15 protein-coding genes are annotated in these 18,962 nt (G+C 68.7%); 5 read left to right on the forward strand and 10 right to left on the reverse strand.

The window, feature by feature from the left end; genetic code table 11:
* Positions 1–12: 12 nt before the first annotated feature.
* The 3 genes from AC07XP_RS20040 to AC07XP_RS20050 all read right to left on the reverse strand — a co-directional run bounded on the left by AC07XP_RS20040 (position 13) and on the right by AC07XP_RS20050 (position 2,585).
* A complete protein-coding gene (locus AC07XP_RS20040; RefSeq protein ID WP_495265653.1) occupies positions 13–825 on the reverse strand; it encodes an SDR family NAD(P)-dependent oxidoreductase in 813 nt (270 codons plus the stop codon).
* Positions 826–924: 99 nt separating this feature from the next.
* Complete coding sequence (locus AC07XP_RS20045) at positions 925–1,305, reverse strand: YciI family protein (protein WP_070062632.1); 381 nt, start codon at positions 1,303–1,305, stop codon at positions 925–927.
* Positions 1,287–2,585: an RNA polymerase sigma factor gene (locus AC07XP_RS20050; protein WP_495265654.1), complete on the reverse strand. Its 1,299-nt coding sequence runs from the start codon at positions 2,583–2,585 to the stop codon at positions 1,287–1,289. Before AC07XP_RS20050 ends, AC07XP_RS20045 begins: the two co-directional genes overlap by 19 nt.
* 113 nt (positions 2,586–2,698) lie before the next feature.
* Here AC07XP_RS20050 and AC07XP_RS20055 point away from each other — a divergent pair, with 113 nt between their 5' ends.
* The gene (locus tag AC07XP_RS20055) at positions 2,699–3,211 is read left to right on the forward strand and encodes an MOSC domain-containing protein (protein WP_495265655.1); all 513 of its coding nucleotides are present in this window, start codon (positions 2,699–2,701) and stop codon (positions 3,209–3,211) included.
* 7 nt (positions 3,212–3,218) lie between these two features.
* On the opposite strand, the gene AC07XP_RS20060 is transcribed toward AC07XP_RS20055, so the two are convergent.
* The 3 genes from AC07XP_RS20060 to mutS are packed head-to-tail and all read right to left on the reverse strand — an operon-like array spanning position 3,219 to position 7,562.
* Complete coding sequence (locus tag AC07XP_RS20060; RefSeq protein ID WP_206167908.1) at positions 3,219–4,025, reverse strand: alpha/beta fold hydrolase; 807 nt, start codon at positions 4,023–4,025, stop codon at positions 3,219–3,221.
* A gap of 2 nt (positions 4,026–4,027) precedes the next feature.
* Positions 4,028–4,867: a proteasome-type protease gene (locus AC07XP_RS20065; RefSeq protein ID WP_062474940.1), complete on the reverse strand. Its 840-nt coding sequence runs from the start codon at positions 4,865–4,867 to the stop codon at positions 4,028–4,030.
* Between the two features lie 28 nt (positions 4,868–4,895).
* The gene (gene mutS / locus AC07XP_RS20070; protein WP_495265656.1) at positions 4,896–7,562 is read right to left on the reverse strand and encodes a DNA mismatch repair protein MutS; all 2,667 of its coding nucleotides are present in this window, start codon (positions 7,560–7,562) and stop codon (positions 4,896–4,898) included.
* 253 nt (positions 7,563–7,815) lie between these two features.
* Between mutS and AC07XP_RS20075 the strand changes: the two genes are divergently transcribed.
* The 3 genes from AC07XP_RS20075 to AC07XP_RS20085 all read left to right on the forward strand — a co-directional run bounded on the left by AC07XP_RS20075 (position 7,816) and on the right by AC07XP_RS20085 (position 9,729).
* Positions 7,816–8,004 (forward strand): polysaccharide deacetylase, encoded by a 189-nt coding sequence (locus AC07XP_RS20075; RefSeq protein WP_390342593.1) that lies wholly within the window; start codon positions 7,816–7,818, stop codon positions 8,002–8,004.
* A gap of 73 nt (positions 8,005–8,077) precedes the next feature.
* Positions 8,078–8,707, forward strand: coding sequence for a hypothetical protein (locus AC07XP_RS20080; RefSeq protein WP_495265657.1), 630 nt, complete (start codon positions 8,078–8,080; stop codon positions 8,705–8,707).
* Positions 8,708–8,739: 32 nt separating this feature from the next.
* Positions 8,740–9,729 (forward strand): magnesium and cobalt transport protein CorA, encoded by a 990-nt coding sequence (locus AC07XP_RS20085; protein WP_307589033.1) that lies wholly within the window; start codon positions 8,740–8,742, stop codon positions 9,727–9,729.
* A gap of 43 nt (positions 9,730–9,772) precedes the next feature.
* Here the strand turns inward: AC07XP_RS20085 and AC07XP_RS20090 are convergent, their stop codons facing one another.
* The 4 genes from AC07XP_RS20090 to AC07XP_RS20105 all read right to left on the reverse strand — a co-directional run bounded on the left by AC07XP_RS20090 (position 9,773) and on the right by AC07XP_RS20105 (position 14,506).
* Entirely contained in the window at positions 9,773–10,615 is an 843-nt protein-coding gene (locus AC07XP_RS20090; RefSeq protein WP_495265658.1) for a siderophore-interacting protein, read from the reverse strand.
* 11 nt (positions 10,616–10,626) lie between these two features.
* A complete protein-coding gene (locus AC07XP_RS20095) occupies positions 10,627–11,214 on the reverse strand; it encodes a PadR family transcriptional regulator (protein WP_062474958.1) in 588 nt (195 codons plus the stop codon).
* Positions 11,215–11,353: 139 nt separating this feature from the next.
* Entirely contained in the window at positions 11,354–13,663 is a 2,310-nt protein-coding gene (locus AC07XP_RS20100; protein WP_495265659.1) for a sensor histidine kinase, read from the reverse strand.
* 15 nt (positions 13,664–13,678) lie between these two features.
* Positions 13,679–14,506 carry a response regulator transcription factor gene (locus AC07XP_RS20105; protein ID WP_095746131.1) on the reverse strand — a complete coding sequence of 276 codons (828 nt, stop codon included), beginning with the start codon at positions 14,504–14,506 and terminating at the stop codon, positions 13,679–13,681.
* Positions 14,507–15,127: 621 nt separating this feature from the next.
* Between AC07XP_RS20105 and AC07XP_RS20110 the strand changes: the two genes are divergently transcribed.
* On the forward strand, positions 15,128–18,962 hold a 3,835-nt coding region (locus AC07XP_RS20110; RefSeq protein WP_495265660.1), incomplete at its 3' end, for a tandem-95 repeat protein.

The following is an 18,962-nucleotide window of genomic DNA, read 5'->3' on the forward strand; positions in this document are numbered from 1 at the left end:
GCGACCACAACCCTAATCGAGGATGACCCCTCCGCTCAGGTTGACTATTGCGCCCGTCATGGCCCCGGCCAGCGGCGAGGCCAGGAACACCGCGGTGCCCGCGAGCTGCTCCAGCGAGGGCAGGCGCTCGACCAGCAGCCCCTCGGGCCGCGCGGCCAGCATCTGCTCGACCGTGAGGCCCATGCGCTCGGCCGCCGGGCGAAACACCTCGCCGCTGTGCGAGCCCGCGGCCACCGCCTCGGGGATCGCGTGCGAGCGGATGCAGGCCGTGCGGATGCGAAAGGCCGCCAGCTCGCCCGCCATGTGGCGCGCGAGCCCCTCCACGCCGGCGCAGGCCACGGCATGTCCGAGGTACCCGGGGCCGGGTAGGCGCGAGGCGGGCGTCGACACCGACAGGATCACGCCGCCGCCGCGCGCCGCCATGTGCGGTGCCACGGCCTTGGCGGTGAGGAAGTTGCTGCGCGTGTAGGCGTGGACAGGGAGGAAGAAGTCTTCCAGCGACAGCTCGGCCAGCGGCCGGCCCTGCACGTGGAAGACGCCGACCGCGTTGAATGCGAGGTCGATGCCGCCGGCCTGTTCGGCCACTTCGGCTGCGTGGCGCAGCATCGCGGCCTCGTCCAGCGCGTCGACCACTGCGGCCTGCGCGCGGCCGCCGACTTGGGTGATGTCTCGCACCACCGCGTCGAGCTTGTCGCGGTTGCGGCCGGTGACGAACACGCGGGCGCCTTCGCGTGCAAAGGCGCGGGCGACGGCGCCGCCGAGGGCACCGCTGCCGCCGTGGATCACGGCGCAGCGGTCTTTCAAAGACAGGGCATTCGAGGGCATGAGAGCTTCTCCTTGGCGTGAATGGCGACCCGCGACATGCGGGCGCTCGTTCCAAGGACGGCGCAGGCCCAGCTGATCCGACAGCGCAGTGGGATTTTTTCAGACCTGCGGGATGCGCGGCGCGATCACGCCCGGGTCGTACCAGGTCACCGGACGGATCTCGAACACGCCGCCCTCGAAGTCCAGCCGCCGCGCGGCATGCCGCGCGTCTTCGAGCGACTCGCACTCGACGATGTAGATGCCCATCAGCTGCTCCTTCGTCTCGGCGAACGGCCCGTCGGTCACCAGCGGGTGCGCGGCGCCGGCGTGCCGCACCGTGGTGGCGGTGTCGGGCATCAGGCGCAGCACGGTGCCGAGCCGGCCGGCGGCCTGCAGCTCGTCGCGCAGGTCGGTGTGGCGCTCGAGCATCTCGTCTTCGACCTCGGGCGCCCAGCCGGCCGCCGCAGCTTCGGAACCGTAGATCAGGATGGAATAGAGCATCGTTCGTCCTTTGCTTGAAGCGAGTCGGAAGAGGCGCCCGCGCCGAGGCGGTCGAGCAGCAGGCGGATGTGCGCGGCCTCGGCGGCGGTGCGGGCCAGTGCGAGCGCGTCGGCAAAAGCGCGGCGCGCTTCGTCGCTGCGGCCCAGCTGCATCAGCAGCCCGCCGCGCAGGCCGTGGAAGTGGAAGTACGCCGACAGCGGCGCCGCCAGCCCGTCGACCATCGCCAGCGCCGCCTCGGGCCCGCGCACCTTGGCCACGGCCACCGCGCGGTTGAGCGTGACCACGGGCGAGGGCTGCAGCTTCTCGAGCCCGGCGTAGAGCCGGTCGATCTCGGCCCAGTCGGTGTCGGCGGCGCGCGCGGCCCGTGCGTGCGTGGCCGCGATGGCGGCCTGCAGCTGGTACGGCCCGATGCGGCGCTGGCGCAGCGCGGCATCGAGCAGGGCCAGCCCCTCGTCGATTGCCGCGCGGTGCCATCGCGTGCGGTCCTGGTCTTCGAGCAGCACGACCATGCCGCCCGCGTCCAGCCGCGCATCGGCGCGTGCGTGCTGCAACAGCAGCAGGGCGCACAGGCCGGCGGTTTCGGGCTCGTCGGGGAACAGGTCGCACAGCAGGCGCGCGAGCCGGATCGCCTCTTCGCACAGCGCCACGCGCACATGGGCCGTGCCGCCGCTGGCCGCATAGCCTTCGTTGAACAGCAGGTAGACCACCGCGCCCACGGCCGCCAGCCGCTCGCCACGTTCGCGCGCCCCGGGCGCATCGAAGGGCAGGCCGGCCGCGGCGACGCGCTGCTTGGCGCGCGTGATGCGTTGCTCCATCGCGCGCTCGCCGACCAGGAACGCGCGTGCGATCTCCGGCACCGACAGCCCCGAGACGATGCGCAGCGCGAGCGCGATCTGCTGCGCGAGCGGCAGCGCGGGGTGGCAGCACACAAACAGCAGGCGCAGCACGTCGTCGCGGTAGTGCGACTGGTCGAGCTGTTCGGCGAGGTCGGGGTCGAGGGCCATGTCCGCGTCGCCGTCGTCGGCTTCGGGCAGCGGATCGTGCCGGTCGCGCCGCCGCAGCTCGTCGAGCGCCGCGTTGCGCCCCACGAGGATCAGCCACGCCAGCGGATCGTCGGGTGGCCCGTGCTCGGGCCAGTGCCGCAGCGCGCGCAGGCTGGCTTCCTGAAAACCTTCCTCGGCCGTGTCCAGGTCGCGGAAGTAACGCAGCAGCGCCGCCACCGCGCGCGGACGCGCGGCGGTCAGCGTGGTGGCGATCCAGCTCAGCTCGGTGGTGGTCATCGTCGGCGCGGTGCGTGTCGCTTCGAAGAAGGCAGGTTCAACCCCAAGGACGCGCCAGTATGCGGCGGGCCGACAGCGGTGCGCAAAAAAAGTCCGCGTGGACAATGCGGCGCATGCCCGACCTCCACGCCCTGACCCGGCAGTTCCCGCACCCTGGCCGGCTCGACGCCATCCTGCTGCGCCCCGCGCGGCGCACGCCCGTCGAGTCGGTGCAGGAGGTGCTGGCGATCGAAGCGCTGGGCCTGGCCGGCGACCGCAGCAGTGCGGGGCGCGGCGGTGGCAAGCGGCAGGTCACGCTGATCCAGGCGGAGCATCTGCCGGTTGTCGCGGCGCTCGCGCAGCGCATGGAGGGTGTGGATGCCGGCCTGCTGCGCCGCAACCTCGTCGTGTCGGGCCTCAACCTGCTGGCAGCGCGCTCGCTGTTTCGTGACCAGCCGCTGGTGCTGGCGCTCGGGCCCGAGGTGCTGCTCGAGATCACCGGGCCCTGCGAGCCCTGCTCGCGCATGGAAGAACTGCTCGGCCCCGGTGGCTACAACGCCATGCGCGGGCATGGCGGCGTGACGGCGCGGGTGCTGCGTGGCGGTGTGCTGCGCGTCGGCGACGCGGTCGCCTGCCGCACCGCCTGAACACCACCTACATCAGGTTGCGCAGCGAAGCCTCGATGGCCGCCGCCGTGGCCAGCGGCTTTTCCATCGGGAACAGGTGGCTGCCGTCGAGCATCGTGATGCGGCCCTTGGTGACCTGCTCGGTCATCGCCATGCCCACCTGCTTCATCTCGACCGACTGGCGCCCGCCGATGAAGGCCGCCTTGCACTTGAGCGGATGGCGGCGCAGCAGCGCGCCCAGCGTGTGGGGCAGCGTGTTGTAGATGGCGGTTTCCACGTCGCGGTCGAAGCTCAGCGAGCGCGTGTCTTCGCTGTCGAAGGTGCCGTGGTCGATATAGTCGTGCAGCACCTGCTCGTCCCACTTCGCGAACGCCTTCTTGCTGCGGAAGTGCTCGAACACCGCCTCGCGGTGCTCCCAGCTGTTCTTGCGCTTGCGGCTCACGGCGCCGGGCGAAATGCTCTTCATGAGCGGCGTGCGCTTGACCACGTTGAGCGTGTTCGCGCGCCAGCCGCCGAGGATCGGCGAGTCGATCAGCAGCACGCCGCGTGCCAGCTCGGGGTGGCGCGCCGCGCACATCAGGCTCAGGAAGCCGCCCAGCGAATGGCCGATGAGGAACACCGGGCCGCCCGCGCGGTCGGCACGCAGCTTGGCGAAGTCGGCCAGCTGCTGCACCAGGTGCGGCCAGTTGTCGGTGACGGGGTACTTCGGGTCGTGCCCGAATTTCTCGATGGCGTCGACCTCGAAGCCCCGGTTGCGAAGGCTGTCGAGAACGACGCGGTAGGTGCTCGCCGGAAAGCTGTTGCCGTGCGAAAAGATGACAGGAGGCACGGACAGATTCAGATGAGCTTTTCGTCGGGGGTCGAGATTTTTCGCAGCGGGCTGTGGCGCGTGGCCGGCATCCGCAGCGGGTGTTCGGTGGCGCTGTCGTCCCACACCGGGTCTTCGATGCTGTCGAACACCTCGCGCAGCTTCTGGCCCCAGCTGTTGTGCATCATGCGGTAGTAGGGGTTGTCGGCGTCGATGCAGATCACGCGGTCGGTCTCGAGCTTGTTGGCCTCGTACACCACGAGGTCCAGCGGCAGGCCGACCGACAGGTTCGACTTCATGGTCGAGTCCATCGACACCAGCGCGCACTTGGCGGCTTCGTCCAGCGGCGTCTCGGGCGTGAGCACGCGGTCGAGCACGGGCTTGCCGTACTTCGATTCGCCCACCTGGAAGTAGGGCGTCTCGGTGGTCGCTTCGATGAAGTTGCCCGCGGCGTAGACCAGGAACAGGCGCATGCCTTCGCCCTTGACCTGCCCGCCGAAGATGAACGACACGTTGAAGTCCAGGCCCGCATGCTTGAGCGCCTCGGCGTCGCGGTCGTACACATGGCGCACGGCCGAGCCCAGCACGCGCGCGGCGTCGAACATGCTCTTGGCGTTCCAGATGGTGATGGGTTCGCCCTGCGTGCCGTCTTCGCGCGTTTCGCGCAGCTCTTCGATCTGCAAAATTTCGCGCACCGACTGCGAGATGCTCAGGTTGCCCGACGACAGCAGCACCATGACGCGGTCGCCCGGCTGCTCGTAGACGATCATCTTGCGGAAGGTGCTGATGTGGTCGACCCCCGCGTTCGTGCGCGAGTCGGAGAGAAACACCAGGCCGGCGTTGAGTTTGATGCCTACGCAATAAGTCATGGGTTCGCCTTGCAGGAACTGGGCCCGCTCATGCGGTACTGCGTTCACGTGCGTTCAGTTTCTGGAGGGCATAGAGCGCGTCGAGGGCTTCGCGCGGGCTCATGGCGTCCGGGTCGAGGGCAGCCAGCGCGGATTCTACGGCGCTGGCCATGGGGGTTTCGGTGGCCGGTGGCGGCGCGAACAGGTCGACCTGCGCACGCGTTTGCGCATGCTGCGATTCGAGCGCGTCGAGCGCCTGCCGCGCATGGTTGACCACCGCCGCGGGCATGCCCGCGAGGCGCGCCACCTGGATGCCGTAGCTCTTGCTGGCCGGGCCCGGCTGCATCTCGTGCAGGAACACGATGTCGCGGCCCGACTCGGTCGCGCTCACGTGCATGTTCACCGCGCCGTGGTGCGTGGCCGGGAACTCGGTGAGCTCGAAGTAGTGGGTGGCGAACAGCGTGAAGGCCTTGCTGCGGTCGTGCAGCTGCGCCGCGATGCCGGCCGCCAGCGCCAGGCCGTCGAAGGTGCTGGTGCCGCGGCCGATCTCGTCCATCAGCACCAGCGACTGCGCCGTGGCGCTGTGCAGGATCTGCGCGGCCTCGGTCATCTCGAGCATGAAGGTCGACTGTGCATTGGCCAGGTCGTCGGCCGCGCCGATGCGCGTGTGGATCGCGTCGATCGGCCCGAGCCGGCAGGCCGTGGCTGGCACGTGCGAGCCGATGGAGGCCAGCAGCACCACGATCGCCACCTGCCGCATGTAGGTCGACTTACCGCCCATGTTCGGGCCGGTGATGATCTGCATGCGCTGCTGCGGGCCCATCTGCGTGTCGTTGGCGATGAAGCCGCCCGACGACTTCTCGGCCAGCCGCGCCTCCACCACCGGGTGGCGGCCCTGCTGGATCTCGATGCACGGGTGCGACACGAAGGTCGGCGCGCGCCAGTTCAGCGTGTGCGAGCGTTCGGCCAGCGCGCACAGCGCGTCGAGCGCGGCGATGCCGCCGGCCAGCTGCGTGAGCGCGGGCACCGAAGGCTGCAGCGCGTCGAGCAGCTGTTCGTACAGCCACTTCTCGCGCGCCAGCGCGCGGTCTTGCGCGCTCAACGCCTTGTCTTCGAAGGCCTTGAGCTCGGGCGTGATGAAGCGCTCGGCGTTCTTCAGCGTCTGTCGGCGGCGGTAGTTGTCGGGCACCTTCGAGAGCGCGCTTTGCGTCACCTCGATGTAGAAGCCGTGCACGCGGTTGAACTGCACGCGCAGGTTGCTGATGCCGGTGCGCTCGCGCTCGCTGATCTCGAGCTTGAGCAGGAAGTCGTCGCAGTTCTCGCTGATCTCGCGCAGCTCGTCGAGCTCGGCGTCGTGGCCGGTGGCGATCACGCCGCCGTCGCGCACCAGCGCCGACGGATCGGGCTTGATCGCGCGCACCAGCAGGTCGGCGCAGCCCGGCGGCGGTGCCAGGCGTTCGGTGATCTGCGCCAGCAGCGCGGCGGCGCCCGGCAGCAGCGGCGCCAGTTGCTCGGCCTTCGCCAGCGCGAGCTGCAGCGCCACCAGTTCGCGCGGGCGCACCTGGCGCAGCGCGATGCGCGCCGCGATGCGTTCCACGTCGCTGGTGTTCTTCAGCTGCTCGCGCAGCGTGCGCCAGGGCGCGGCCGTGGCGCCGGGCCCGGGGGACTGCAGCGCGCCGATGGCGTCGAGCCGGCCCTGGGCTTCGCTGCGGTCGCGACGCGGCGAGAGCAGCCAGCGCTTGAGCAGGCGGCTGCCCATGCCCGTCATGCAGGTGTCGAGCAGCGAGAACATCGTGGGCGAGTCTTCGCCGCGCAGCGTCTGCACCAGCTCCAGGTTGCGGCGCGTGGTGGGCGGCAGCTCGATCAGGTCGCCGTCGCGTTCCACCGACAGCCGCTGCACGTGCGACAGCGCGCGGCCCTGCGTGTGCTCGGCATAGCCCAGCAGCGCGGCGGCGGCGGCGTGCGCGTTGCCCAGCGATTCGGCGTTCCACGCCGCGAGGCTGTGGCTGCCCATCTGCTCGCTGAGCTTGCGCTCGCCCAGGCCGGGATCGAACTGCCAGGCCGGACGCAGCGACAGCGTGAACGGCACGGCCGCGCGCGCGGCCTTCAGGCGCTGCTCGAAGGCGGGCGTGACCTCGGCGCTGTACAGCAGTTCGCTCGGTGCGATGCGCGCGATCCAGGCTTCGAGCGCATCGGCCGGGCACTCGGCCAGCCGCAGCTCGGCACCCGTCACGCTGAGCCAGGCCAGGCCGCAGAAGTTGCGTGTGCCCGCATGCACGGCGAGCAGCAGCGAATCGCTCTTGTCGTTGAGCAGTTCCGAATCGGTCAGCGTGCCGGGCGTGACCACCCGCACCACCTTGCGCTCGACCGGCCCCTTGCTGGCGCCGACCTCGCCCACCTGCTCGCAGATGGCGACCGACTCGCCCAGCTTGATGAGCCGCGCCAGGTAGGTGTCGACCGAGTGGAAGGGCACGCCGCACATCAGCACCGGCTGCCCGGCCGACTGGCCGCGCTGGGTGAGTGTGATGTCGAGCAGGCGCGAGGCCTTTTCGGCGTCGGCCCAGAACAGTTCGTAGAAATCGCCCATCCGGTAGAACAGCAGGGTGTCCGGATGGTCGGCTTTGAGGCCCAGGTACTGCGCCATCATGGGCGTGTGCCCGGAGAAATCGCCAGCCGAGGGGGCTTGATCTTTGGTGCTTTTCACCGGTAAGGTCATTGAATCCGTGGAGAAGAAAAGAGGGTGCGCGCTGCGCATCCCGGGGATCGGGTCATTATCGGGGACGGCCATCGGCGTGCGCGCCGGCCTCCCCGCACCGACGCCCCCGCCGCGTCCACTTTGGCCGCATTCCCCTGAATCCAGACAGCTCCCCCGTGCGTAGTCATGCGCATGCGCATGACTACGCGGGCGCACGCGACCTTCATCGATGGAGACCCCAGTGAGTTACGAGGACATCCGGAAACGATTTCATGTGCCTGCCCGCAAGGGCGCCAGGGTGCTGGTGCACGGGCAGCCCGGCACCGTGACCACCGTGCGGGGGCTCACGCTGCGCGTGCGGCTGGACGGCATGCGCTGGTCGCGGCCGTACCTGCCGGACGAGCTGCAATGGCTGCCGGCCCCGGCGCCCGAGCCGCAGGGGCAGGGCGGCCCCGAGCACTGACGCGGCCGGGCGGCCTGCACCGCCCCTCCTAAAATCCCCCGGCGCAAACCCCGCGTGAAGAACAAAGGCGCCCATGGCCCCGTCGGATGAAATCAAAGGCCCTGCAGCGGACGCGCTCCCGGACACCGCCACCCTGCCCGCTGACCTCGCGGCGCTGTATCTGTGCATGTCGCCGGCCCAGTTGGCGGACCTGCGCAAGTCGAAACGGCCTGAAGGGCGACCGGGCGCGGGCAACAGCGGCCCGACCGTGATCCGGCCCGTCGAGGGCACGGGCGGCGCCAAGGACCCGGCGCTCTACCAGCTCGGCACGCTGCGCGAATTTGCCAAGGCGAACGCCGCGCCCTCGGCTTTCGACACCGCGCTGAACACCGGCCTGCCGGGCTGGTTCGGCGCCAAGCTGCCTTTCTTCGCCGAGCGCGAACCGCGCATCAAGCGCGGCAAGCGCGTGCTCATCGGCGGCGCCTGGGACCGGGCCGATCCGCTGCGCGAGCAGCGCTTCGTCGCGCTGGCCAAGGGCCGCATCCGCTTCACGTCGCTGACGTGTGCCGAAGCTGCGGCGAGCCTGTGGGCCGACGTGGCCAGCCACCGCGCGTTCGCCGACCAGGGGCTGGCCCTGCTCGCGCGCGAGACGCAGGCCATCGAGGCCTCGCTGGCCGACACGGCCCGCCTGGCCGCGACCGCACCGACCGATGCGGCGGCCTGACCTCCTTCAAGTTCGACGATGGAAGTGCTCCGATGCTGATCAACTGCGTGGCCTATGAAAACGGCGCCAAGCTCGCCGACATTCCCGTCGAGGACATCAGCGACTACATCTCCCGCGCCGGCTGCTTCGTCTGGGTGGCGCTGAGCGACGCCACGCCCGAAGAGCTGGCCCAGATGCAGGACGAGTTCGACCTGCACCCGCTGGCCGTCGAAGACGCCCAGCACGGCCACCAGCGGCCCAAGGTGGAGGAGTACGGCGACTCGCTGTTCGTCGTGATGCACCTGGTCGAGCCTTCGACCGACGCCGAGGGGGAGGGTGGGCACAGCGTGAACGTGGGCGAGGTCAACGTGTTCGTCGGCCGCAACTACGTGCTGTCGGTGCGCAACCGCAGCCAGCAGGGCTTCCTGGGCGTGCGCGAGCGCTGCGAGCGCGAGCCCGACCTGCTGCGCAATGGCGCGGGCTTCGTGCTCTATGCGCTGATGGACGCGGTGGTCGACCGCTACTTTCCGGTGATCGACGCGCTCGAAGTGGAACTCGAATCCATCGAGCAGCAGATCTTTGCCCAGGGCGGCGCGGCGCGCGACAAGATCAAGCAGCTGTACGACCTGAAGCGCCGCAGCCTCATCCTCAAGCGTGCGGTGGCGCCGCTGGTGGAGGCGGCGGGCAAGCTGCACGGCGGGCGCGTGCCGCAGATCTGCGTGGGCACGCAGGAGTACTTTCGCGACGTGGGCGACCACCTGGTGCGCATCAACGGCTCCATCGACGCGGTGCGCGACACCATCGCCACGGCGGTGCAGGTGAACCTCTCGATGGTCACCATCGAAGAGAGCGAAGTGACCAAGCGGCTCGCCGCCTGGGCCAGCATCTTCGCGGTGTGCACCGCCTTTGCGGGCATCTGGGGCATGAACTTCGAGCACATGCCGGAGCTGAAATTCCGCTATGGGTACGCGATGGCGCTGGGGCTGATCGTCAGCACCTGCGGCTACCTCTACTACCGGTTCAAGCGCGTCGGCTGGCTCTAGCACGAAGCCCGGCCCCGGGCTTCGCGACTGAATCGCGCTTTCCTTATTCGTCGTGCGTGTCGTGCGTCGCCACGGCACCGCGACGCCAGTAACCCGACGCCCGAACCCACTTCGGGTTCGCGCCGCGCTCGCCCACGAGGTGCGCGCGCAGCGCCTTCGCGATCGCCGATTCGCAACCCACCCAGGCGTGGAAGTCGCCGGCTGGCAGCGTCATCGCTTTCAGCGTGTCGACCAGCACGGGGCTCAGGCCCGGCGCGGCGCCCTGGCGGTGCACCCAGCGCAGCGTGAGCTCGGCCTGCGTCTCGAAGGGAATCTCGTCGGCTGCGCTGTCGACTTCCGCCAGCACCACCACGCGCGCGCCGGCCGGCAGTTCGGCCAGGCGGCGAGAGATGGCGGGCAGGGCGGTGTCGTCGCCGATCAGCAGGTGCCAGTCGAATTCGGTCGGCACGATGAACGAGCCGCGCGGGCCGCCCACGCCGACGATGTCGCCGGGCTTGGCCTGCTCGGCCCATTGCGTGGCGGGGCCGGCGTCGTGCAGCGCGAAGTCGATCTCCAGCGTGTTGGCTTGTGCGTCGTGGCGGCGCGGCGTGTAGTCGCGCATGGCGGGGCGCCCGCCTTCGGGCCACACGGGGCCGTCGGGGCCGGCGGTCGGCAGCGTGAGCTGGCCGGTGACGGCATCGGGAAAGAACAGCTTCGCGTGGTCGTCGAAGCCGGGGCTGGTGAAGCCCTGGAGCGCGTCGCCGGTCAGCGTGATGCGGATCAGGTGCGGCGTCACGCGCTGCACGGTCTTCACCGTGAGTTGGCGAAAGCGCAGTTCGTGGCGCACGCGGCGGGGCGTGCGGTCGGGCGTGTTGGAGGAGGGCGTAGCGGTTGTGAAGTCGGTCATGTCAGGTTGGTTCAGATGCGTTCGAGCTGTTGTGCGGCGCTGTCGAGCACCGCGGCGAATTCGTGGGCTTGTTGTTCGGTGAGGGGGGCGCCGCCGAGGCGCAGGCGCATCGCGAGCTTGAGGTTCTCGATGGCGCGGGTGACTTGCGGGGGCCGTCCGGCGCGCGGGCCGGCGCCGTCCACGCCGCCCGCCATGCGGGCCATCATGGCGTCGGCCGTCTCGCGGTTGGCAGCCAGGAACTCCTGGCCGCTCGGCGTGATGCTGTAGCGCTTGCGACCGCCGACATCGGCGGTTTCCACGCTCAGGTAGCCCAGCTCTTCCAGCAGCGTGAGCGTGGGGTAGACCACGCCGGGACTTGGCGCGTAGGTGCCGCCCAGACGGTCTTCGATGGCCTTGATGAGCTCGTAGCCGTGCGAGGGCTTGTCGGCAATGAGCTGCAGCAGCACGAAGCGCAGCCCGCCGTGGCCGAACACCCGGCCCGCACCGCCGCCGCGCCCGCCGCGCATCCCGCGGCCACCGCCGGCCAGGCCGTCTTCGTGTTCGCCGCGCGGGGCGTGGCGGTGGTGATGGTGGTGCGGAGCGTGGTGAAGGTGGCGCATGGGGATGGCTTTCTTGAGTGGGTCGAGACTATTCTAGATATATCGAAATAGAAAGCGAAAGCCCACCCATGGGGCGACCCTGCCGGTCGCATGGGTTCTGGCGGCGCGGCCCTGGCGGGCGAGAGCGAGTGAGAGCGGGCTACAGCGGACGCAAAGGCGCCGCGCGCGCAATCAGCCGGATCTGCTCGAAATCCAGCCGGTCCAGCGCCTGGCGAAGCGTCAGCACCATCGGCTGGCTGTGCGCCTCCGTGGCCAGCCGGTTCACCCACTCGTGGAGGTCGCTCCAGCGCCCGTCGCGGGCGAGCACTTCGAGTTCGTCCTTCTGCGCCGGCGACAGCGGCGTCAGCACCGGCAGCAGCCGGCCGCGCGCCCGGGGCCTGGCGCGCGGGCGCGGCGCGGCGATGGGTTCCGATGGCGGCGGTGCAGGCGCATCCGAAGGCGCCGGCTCGGTCGACAGCGAGAACACCACCCGCGTCCCCGAGCCCATGCCGCTGTGAATGGCGAGCCGCCCGCCCATCCGCTGCACGATGCGCTGCGCAATCACCAGCCCAAGGCCGCCGCCCGCCATGCTGGGCGCGTTGTCGGCCAGCAGGCGCGTCATGCGCTCGAGCGTGTCGGCGTCGATGCCCGTGCCGCTGTCGGTCACTTCGAAGTGCAGCTGCCACGCGCCGCCGGACGGCTGCGCCTGCAAGCGCAGCCCGATGGTGCCGTTGCGCGTGAACCTGGCCGCGTTCGACAGCAGGTTCAGCACCACCTGCTGCAGCCGCTTGCCGTCCAGGCGGACCAGGGCCGGCAGTTCGCCGTCGATCGTCAGTTCGAAGCTGTTGTGCTGTCGCTGCGCGAGCGCGTGCGCGTACTGCGCGACGTTGTCGACCAGCGTGCGCAGCTGCACCGGCTGCGCCTCGACGGCCAGCGGCGCCAGCTCGCCCTTGGCGTAGTCGACCAGGTCATCGATCAGCTCCAGCTGGTAGGCCGCACTGCGTTCGATGGTGGCGAGCCGCGCGGGCGCGGGCGTGTCGCTGCCGTCCTGCATCAGCTTCAGGTTGCCCAGGATGGTGGCCACCGGCGCGCGCAGGTCGTGGCTGATGTAGGCCAGCAGTTCCTTCTGTTCGCGCGTGCGCTGCTCGGCCTGGCCCAGCGCCTCGCTCAGGGCGCGGGTCTTGCGAACCACTTCTTCTTCGAGCCGCTGCTGTTCCTGGGCCTGCCACGCCAGCAGCGTCTGCTGCGCCGCATTGCGCTGGCGCGTTTCCTGGAACGACCACGCCGTGATCGCGAAGGCGCCGACCAGCATGCCCGGGAACGCCAGCGCATAGTGGTCGAAGTCGGACATCGAGCGCTCCGCGAACATCAGCGCCGACATGCGCATCAGTGCGCCCACGCAGATCACCAACATCACCAGCAGCGACAGCCGCCCGCCCGGCCCGGCGCGCCGCTGGTAGATGAAGGTGCAGACCGTCAGCGCGAGCACGATCAGCGGCGCGTTCACGATGCCGATGGCCGCGAAGGTCGCGTAGGGGCCGAGCAGGGTGCCCAGCAGCACGACGATCTCGACGCCGGCCAGCACGAACAGCAGCGGGCGCCCGGGCACGCGCACCGGGCTCTGGCGGCCGCGCTCGTGAAAGTACAGCAGCAGGCACAGCGCCGTGGCCGCCACCATCACGCTGTGGCCGCGGTAGCTCCAGACGGTGCTGTCGGGCCACAGCGCGATGCGCGCATAGCCCCGGTAGGTGGCCTCGTACAGCGCCAGCAGCGCAAAGCTCCCCGCCTGGAAGGCCAGCATCGGCGTGCGCGAAATCCACCACAGCGCGGCCGAATACACCGCGAAGGCCAGCAGCCCGCCGATCAGCAGGCCGCTGAGCAGCGCATGGTTGCGTTCGATGTGATGCCACGCCTCGTCGGTGTGCAGCTCCAGCACCAGCTTGATCTGGCCCGTGCTCATGACGCGCACCAGCACCTGCACCGACTCGCCCGGCTGCAGGTCGATCTGCAACTGCGGAATGCGGTCGTGGCGGTGCGTGGCGTCCATCGGGTCGGACACGCCGGCCTGCGCGTGCGTCCATGCGGGTTGGCCATTGCGCGTGCGCAGCAGATGAAAGTCGACATTCCGCAGCCACGTCACGTTGAGCCCGAACCGCGCTGTGCGCACTTCCTGCGCATCGTTGACCAGCGACAGGCGCAGCCAGACCGCCGAGGTCGAGAACCCGCGCATCAGCTGGTCGGGCGTGGCGGGCGCGAACCCGTTCGCACCGCCGCTGGGCACGGCGAGCACCTCGCGCGCCGACAGGCGGGCCGTGGGGTCTTCCAGCACTTCGACGGTCTGTTCGACGGAGACATTGCCCCGGTTCAGCGCGCTGAACCTGACGGCCTCCGCCGCGCTGGCCGCGAAGCCCCACAACCACAAGGCCAGGCCGAGCAGCAAGCCGCTTGCCCACCAGGGGCGTGTGCGCACCGGATGCATCGCGCGTCAGGTGCCGGAACGTTCGACACCGGCCTGGCGACAGGCCGAGGGCGTGCAGTCGAAGTACTCGCGAAACGCCGTCGCGAAATTCGCGGCGCTCGAGAACCCCACCGCCGCAGCGATCTCTTCGATGCGCATGGCCGATTCGAGCAGCAGGCGCTGCGCCTCGTGCAGCCGCGCTTCGCGCACGAACTCGAACACCGTGCGATTCGTCAGCTCCTTGAACACGCGCGACAGGCGCTTTTCATGCGTGCCCACGCGCGCCGCCAGCTCGCGCAGCGGCAGCACGCGGCTCAGGTCGGCCAGTATCAACCGCTCCGCCGCCTGCATGAGTGCGCGGTCCATGCCCGAGCCCGGCGCGCCGCCGTCGTTCGCGGCGGGACTGTCGGGCGGGGGCGCCGCCTGCGTGGCAGGGGCGATGCGCGCCCTGCGGGATTCCGCCAGCGCCAGGTGAATCTCGACGCGGGCCATCACCTCGGCTGGGTCGAAGGGCTTCACGATGTAGTCGACCGCACCGGCCCGCAGGCCCGTCAGGCGCTCTTCCAGGCTGGCCGACGAGGTCACGAAGATCACCGGAATGTCCGCCGTGGCCGGGTCGGCCTTCAGCAGGCGGCAGGCGGCAAACCCGTCGGTGCCGCCCAGGCGCACGTCCAGCAGCACCAGGTCCATCTGCAGCGTCGTCGCCCGCCGGTAGCCCTCCATCGCATCGAAGGCGAGCGTGATGCGGTAGCCGGTGCCCCGCAGCGTTTCCAGCAAGAGCTTGAGTTCGTCGACGTTGTCGTCGACAACCAGCAGATGAGCTCTCCGGGGCTCCGGAGGTGACCAATAGGACATGGAAAGAGGGGGCGCCGGCACTGCGTTGGAACGCCCTGTGACCGAAACAATGTAACCAAGGAATTAATTTGGTAATCATTGTCACAAGAAATGCAAATTCATCCAATGACCGGTCTTCATTCCTGATCGATCCGCCCGCCATTGCCGCCCGAGGCCTTAAAAAAGGTGCCGCGGCGAGGGGGTCTGTCAGAGGGAAAACGGGGGGCTGGACAGGGCCCGTTCGGTATTGCAGGAAATAGCCGGGCCGATTCCGTCCATCAAAAGAATTGGACGCTCCGGCAAAAGCCCGTAAGCCAAAAGACCGCCAGCGCTCGCTTTCCCAACTTGCGAATTGCTGATTTTCTTTCGCCAATCGTGTGAAGTATTCGACATTCACACACGTTTGTGAACAGTTGTACGCCACGGCAAACGCCACGGCCTCTCCGGCAAAAGTCCGGACACCCCCCCGAACCAAGAATCCCGCCCCATGCAAGCGCAAGCCTGCGTGATCCGCACACCGGGTCGCGCCGGCGAGTCCTCGAGAGCCACCCGCGGCCTTCGAGATTTCCCAACGTGCGACCCGGGCTGTTCGCTGAAAGCGAGGGCTCGCCCGAGGTCCGGAGTCAAGGAGAAAGACCAATCATGGAAGCTGTTTACAAGTCTGGTGGCGCGTCATCCCGCAAAGCGACGGCGGAAGCCCCTCTGGTTCTGGATCGCCCGTCGATCGTCACGCTGAAGATCGCGCCCGAGAGCGTGCTCAAGTTCGAGCGCCGCGGCGACGACCTCGTGCTCGTGCTGCGCGACGGCCAGGAAGTCGCCGTGCGCGGCTTCTTCGCCGAGTACCCCGACGCCGGCCGCAACGACCTCGTGCTCGAAGACGGTGCCGGCGTGCAGTGGTGGGGCCAGTACACCGCGCCCTGGAAAGACTTCCACTTCACCGAGATCGAATGGAACGACGCCGGCGGTGCCTTGCTGCCCGACGGCGTGCCGGGCTGGCTGCTGGGCGCGCTCGGCGTGCTGGGCGTCGGTGCCGCTGCGAGCGGTGGTGGCGGCGGCGGCGGTGGTGGCCCGGCCTTCATCCCGCCGTTGCTTCCCGCGCAGAACCGCGGCCCCGAAGGCAAGGCCGAGCCTGTCGTCACCGATCAGGACAAGCCTGTTAGCGGACAAGTGCACGCGACCGACCCGGACCGTGACACGCTGACCTACACCGTCGCCAAGGGCCCCGAGCACGGCACCGTCACCGTCGATCCGACCACGGGCCAGTTCGTCTACACCCCCAAGCCCGGCTACGAAGGGCCCGACAGCTTCGAGGTGACCGTCAGCGACGGCAAGGGCGGCACCACCACCGTCACGGTGCCCGTGACCGTCTCGCCCGTCAACGACGCGCCCACCGCGCCCGACTACACCGAGACCACGGCCGAAGACACGCCCGTGAGCGGCCGCGTGACCGGCAGCGACATCGACAGCGGCGACACGCTGACCTACACGAAGGGCAGCGACCCGGCGCACGGCACGGTGACGGTCAACCCGGATGGCACGTATGTCTACACGCCGAACCCCAATTTCAATGGCACCGACAGCTTCACCGTGACGGTGAGCGACGGCCATGGCGGGACGACGACGAGCACGGTGACGGTGACGGTCTCGCCCGTCAACGACGCGCCCAAGGCTCCGGACTACGACGAGACGACGAACGAAGACACGCCGATCAGCGGAAGCGTGGTCGGCAGTGACGTCGATGGCGATGCGCTGACGTACGTGAAGGGCAGCGATCCGGCGAACGGCACGGTGACGGTCAATCCCGATGGCACGTATGTCTACACGCCGAATCCGAACTTCAATGGAACCGACAGCTTCACCGTGACGGTGAGCGACGGCCATGGCGGTACGACGACCAGCACGGTGAACGTGACCATCAACCCGGTCAACGACGCACCGACGGCGCCCAACTACACCGAGACCACGAACGAAGACACGCCTGTCAGCGGCCAGGTCGTCGGCAGCGACGTCGATGGCGACGCACTGACCTACACGAAGGGCAGCGATCCAGCGCACGGCACCGTCACGGTCAATCCCGACGGCACCTACACCTACGTCCCTGGAGCCAATTTCAACGGTACCGACAGCTTCACGGTGACGGTGAGCGACGGCAACGGTGGCACGACGACCAGCACCATCACGGTCACCGTCGACCCGGTGAACGACGCCCCCACGGTGCCTAACTACGCTCAGACCACGGACGAAGACACACCCGTCAGCGGTCAAGTGGTTGGCAGCGACGTCGATGGCGACACGCTGACCTACGTGAAGGGCAGCGACCCCGCGAACGGCACGGTCACGGTCAACGCGGACGGCACCTATACCTACACCCCGAACGCCAACTTCAACGGCGCCGACAGCTTCACCGTCACGGTCAGCGACGGCCACGGCGGCACGACGACCAGCACCGTTACCGTGACGATCGACCCGGTCAACGACGCCCCCACGGCACCCAACTACACCCAGACCACGAACGAAGACACACCGGTCAACGGCAAGGTGACGGGCACTGACGTGGACGGCGATGCGCTGACCTACACGAAGGGCAGCAATCCCTCGAATGGCTCGGTGGTCGTCAACCCCGACGGCACCTACACGTACACGCCGAATCCGAACTTCAACGGCACCGACACGTTTACCGTCACGGTGAGCGACGGCCACGGCGGCACGACGACCAGCACCATCACGGTCACCGTCGATCCGGTCAACGATGCTCCCACGGCGCCCAATTACAACCAGACCACGAACGAGGACACGCCGGTCAACGGCAAGGTCATCGGCAGCGACGTCGACGGTGACACGTTGACCTACGCCAAGGGCAGCAATCCTTCGAACGGCTCTGTCACGGTCAATCCCGATGGCACGTACGTTTACACGCCGAACCCGAACTTCAACGGCACCGACACGTTCACCGTCACGGTGAGCGATGGCCATGGCGGTACGACGACCAGCACCATCACGGTCACCGTCGACCCGGTCAACGACGCCCCCACGGCGCCCAACTACAACCAGACCACGAACGAGGACACGCCTGTCAACGGCAAGGTCATCGGCAGCGACGTCGACGGTGACGCATTGACCTACACCAAGGGCAGCAATCCTTCGAACGGCTCTGTCACGGTCAATCCGGATGGCACATACACCTACACGCCGAACCCGGACTTCCATGGGGCGGACAGCTTCACGGTAACGGTGAGCGATGGTCACGGCGGTACGACGACGAGCACGGTGACCGTGACGGTCGACCCGGTGAACGATGCACCGACGGTGCCTGACTACACCAAGACCACGGATGAAGACACGCCCGTGAGCGGCCAGGTCGTTGGCAGCGACGTCGATGGCGACACGCTGACCTACGTGAAGGGCAGCGATCCAGCGCACGGCACGGTCACGGTCAACGCCGATGGCACGTACACCTACGTCCCTGGTGCCAACTTCCACGGCACCGACAGCTTCACCGTCACGGTGAGCGACGGCCATGGCGGCACCACCACCAGCACGGTGAACGTGACCATCAATCCGGTCAACGACGCACCGACGGCGCCCAACTACAACAAGACCACGAACGAAGACACGCCGGTCAACGGCCAGGTCGTCGGCAGCGACGTCGACGGCGATGCACTGACGTACGTGAAGGGTAGCGACCCCGCGAACGGCACGGTGACGGTCAACGCGGACGGCACCTATACCTACACCCCGAATGCCAACTTCAACGGCACCGACACGTTCACCGTCACGGTGAGCGATGGCCATGGCGGCACGACGACCAGCACCATCACGGTCACGATCGATCCGGTCAACGATGCACCGACAGTCCCCAACTACACCGAGACCACGAACGAAGACACGCCCGTCAACGGCCAGGTCGTCGGCAGCGACGTCGACGGCGACGCGCTGACCTACACCAAGGGCAGTGATCCGGCGCATGGCACGGTCATCGTCAATGCCGACGGCACGTACACCTACGTCCCTGGTGCCAACTTCCACGGCACGGACAGCTTCACCGTCACGGTGAGCGACGGCCACGGTGGCACGACGACCAGCACCATCACGGTCACTGTCGATCCGGTGAACGACGCACCGACGGCGCCCAACTACACCGAGACCACGAACGAAGACACGCCTGTCAGCGGCCAGGTCGTCGGCAGCGACGTCGATGGCGACACGCTGACGTACACCAAGGGCAGCGATCCAGCGCACGGCACGGTGACGGTCAACGCGAATGGCACCTACACCTACGTCCCCGGCGCGAACTTCAACGGCACCGACAGCTTCACGGTGACGGTCAGCGACGGCCACGGTGGCACGACCACCAGCACGGTGAACGTGACCGTCAACCCGGTCAACGATGCACCGACAGTGCCCAACTACACCGAGACCACGAACGAAGACACGCCTGTCAGCGGCCAGGTCGTCGGCAGCGACGTCGATGGCGACA

The organism is Variovorax sp. GW531-E2, assembly GCF_059423125.1.

Coding starts and splice junctions, on each gene's coding strand:
- mutS (WP_495265656.1), bottom strand. CDS start 7,562: ATGACCTTACCGGTGAAAAGCACCAAAGATCAAGCCCCCTCGGCTGGC.
- AC07XP_RS20080 (WP_495265657.1), top strand. CDS start 8,078: ATGGCCCCGTCGGATGAAATCAAAGGCCCTGCAGCGGACGCGCTCCCG.
- AC07XP_RS20055 (WP_495265655.1), top strand. CDS start 2,699: ATGCCCGACCTCCACGCCCTGACCCGGCAGTTCCCGCACCCTGGCCGG.
- AC07XP_RS20090 (WP_495265658.1), bottom strand. CDS start 10,615: ATGACCGACTTCACAACCGCTACGCCCTCCTCCAACACGCCCGACCGC.
- AC07XP_RS20085 (WP_307589033.1), top strand. CDS start 8,740: ATGCTGATCAACTGCGTGGCCTATGAAAACGGCGCCAAGCTCGCCGAC.
- AC07XP_RS20050 (WP_495265654.1), bottom strand. CDS start 2,585: ATGACCACCACCGAGCTGAGCTGGATCGCCACCACGCTGACCGCCGCG.
- AC07XP_RS20045 (WP_070062632.1), bottom strand. CDS start 1,305: ATGCTCTATTCCATCCTGATCTACGGTTCCGAAGCTGCGGCGGCCGGC.
- AC07XP_RS20105 (WP_095746131.1), bottom strand. CDS start 14,506: ATGTCCTATTGGTCACCTCCGGAGCCCCGGAGAGCTCATCTGCTGGTT.
- AC07XP_RS20040 (WP_495265653.1), bottom strand. CDS start 825: ATGCCCTCGAATGCCCTGTCTTTGAAAGACCGCTGCGCCGTGATCCAC.
- AC07XP_RS20095 (WP_062474958.1), bottom strand. CDS start 11,214: ATGCGCCACCTTCACCACGCTCCGCACCACCATCACCACCGCCACGCC.
- AC07XP_RS20065 (WP_062474940.1), bottom strand. CDS start 4,867: ATGACTTATTGCGTAGGCATCAAACTCAACGCCGGCCTGGTGTTTCTC.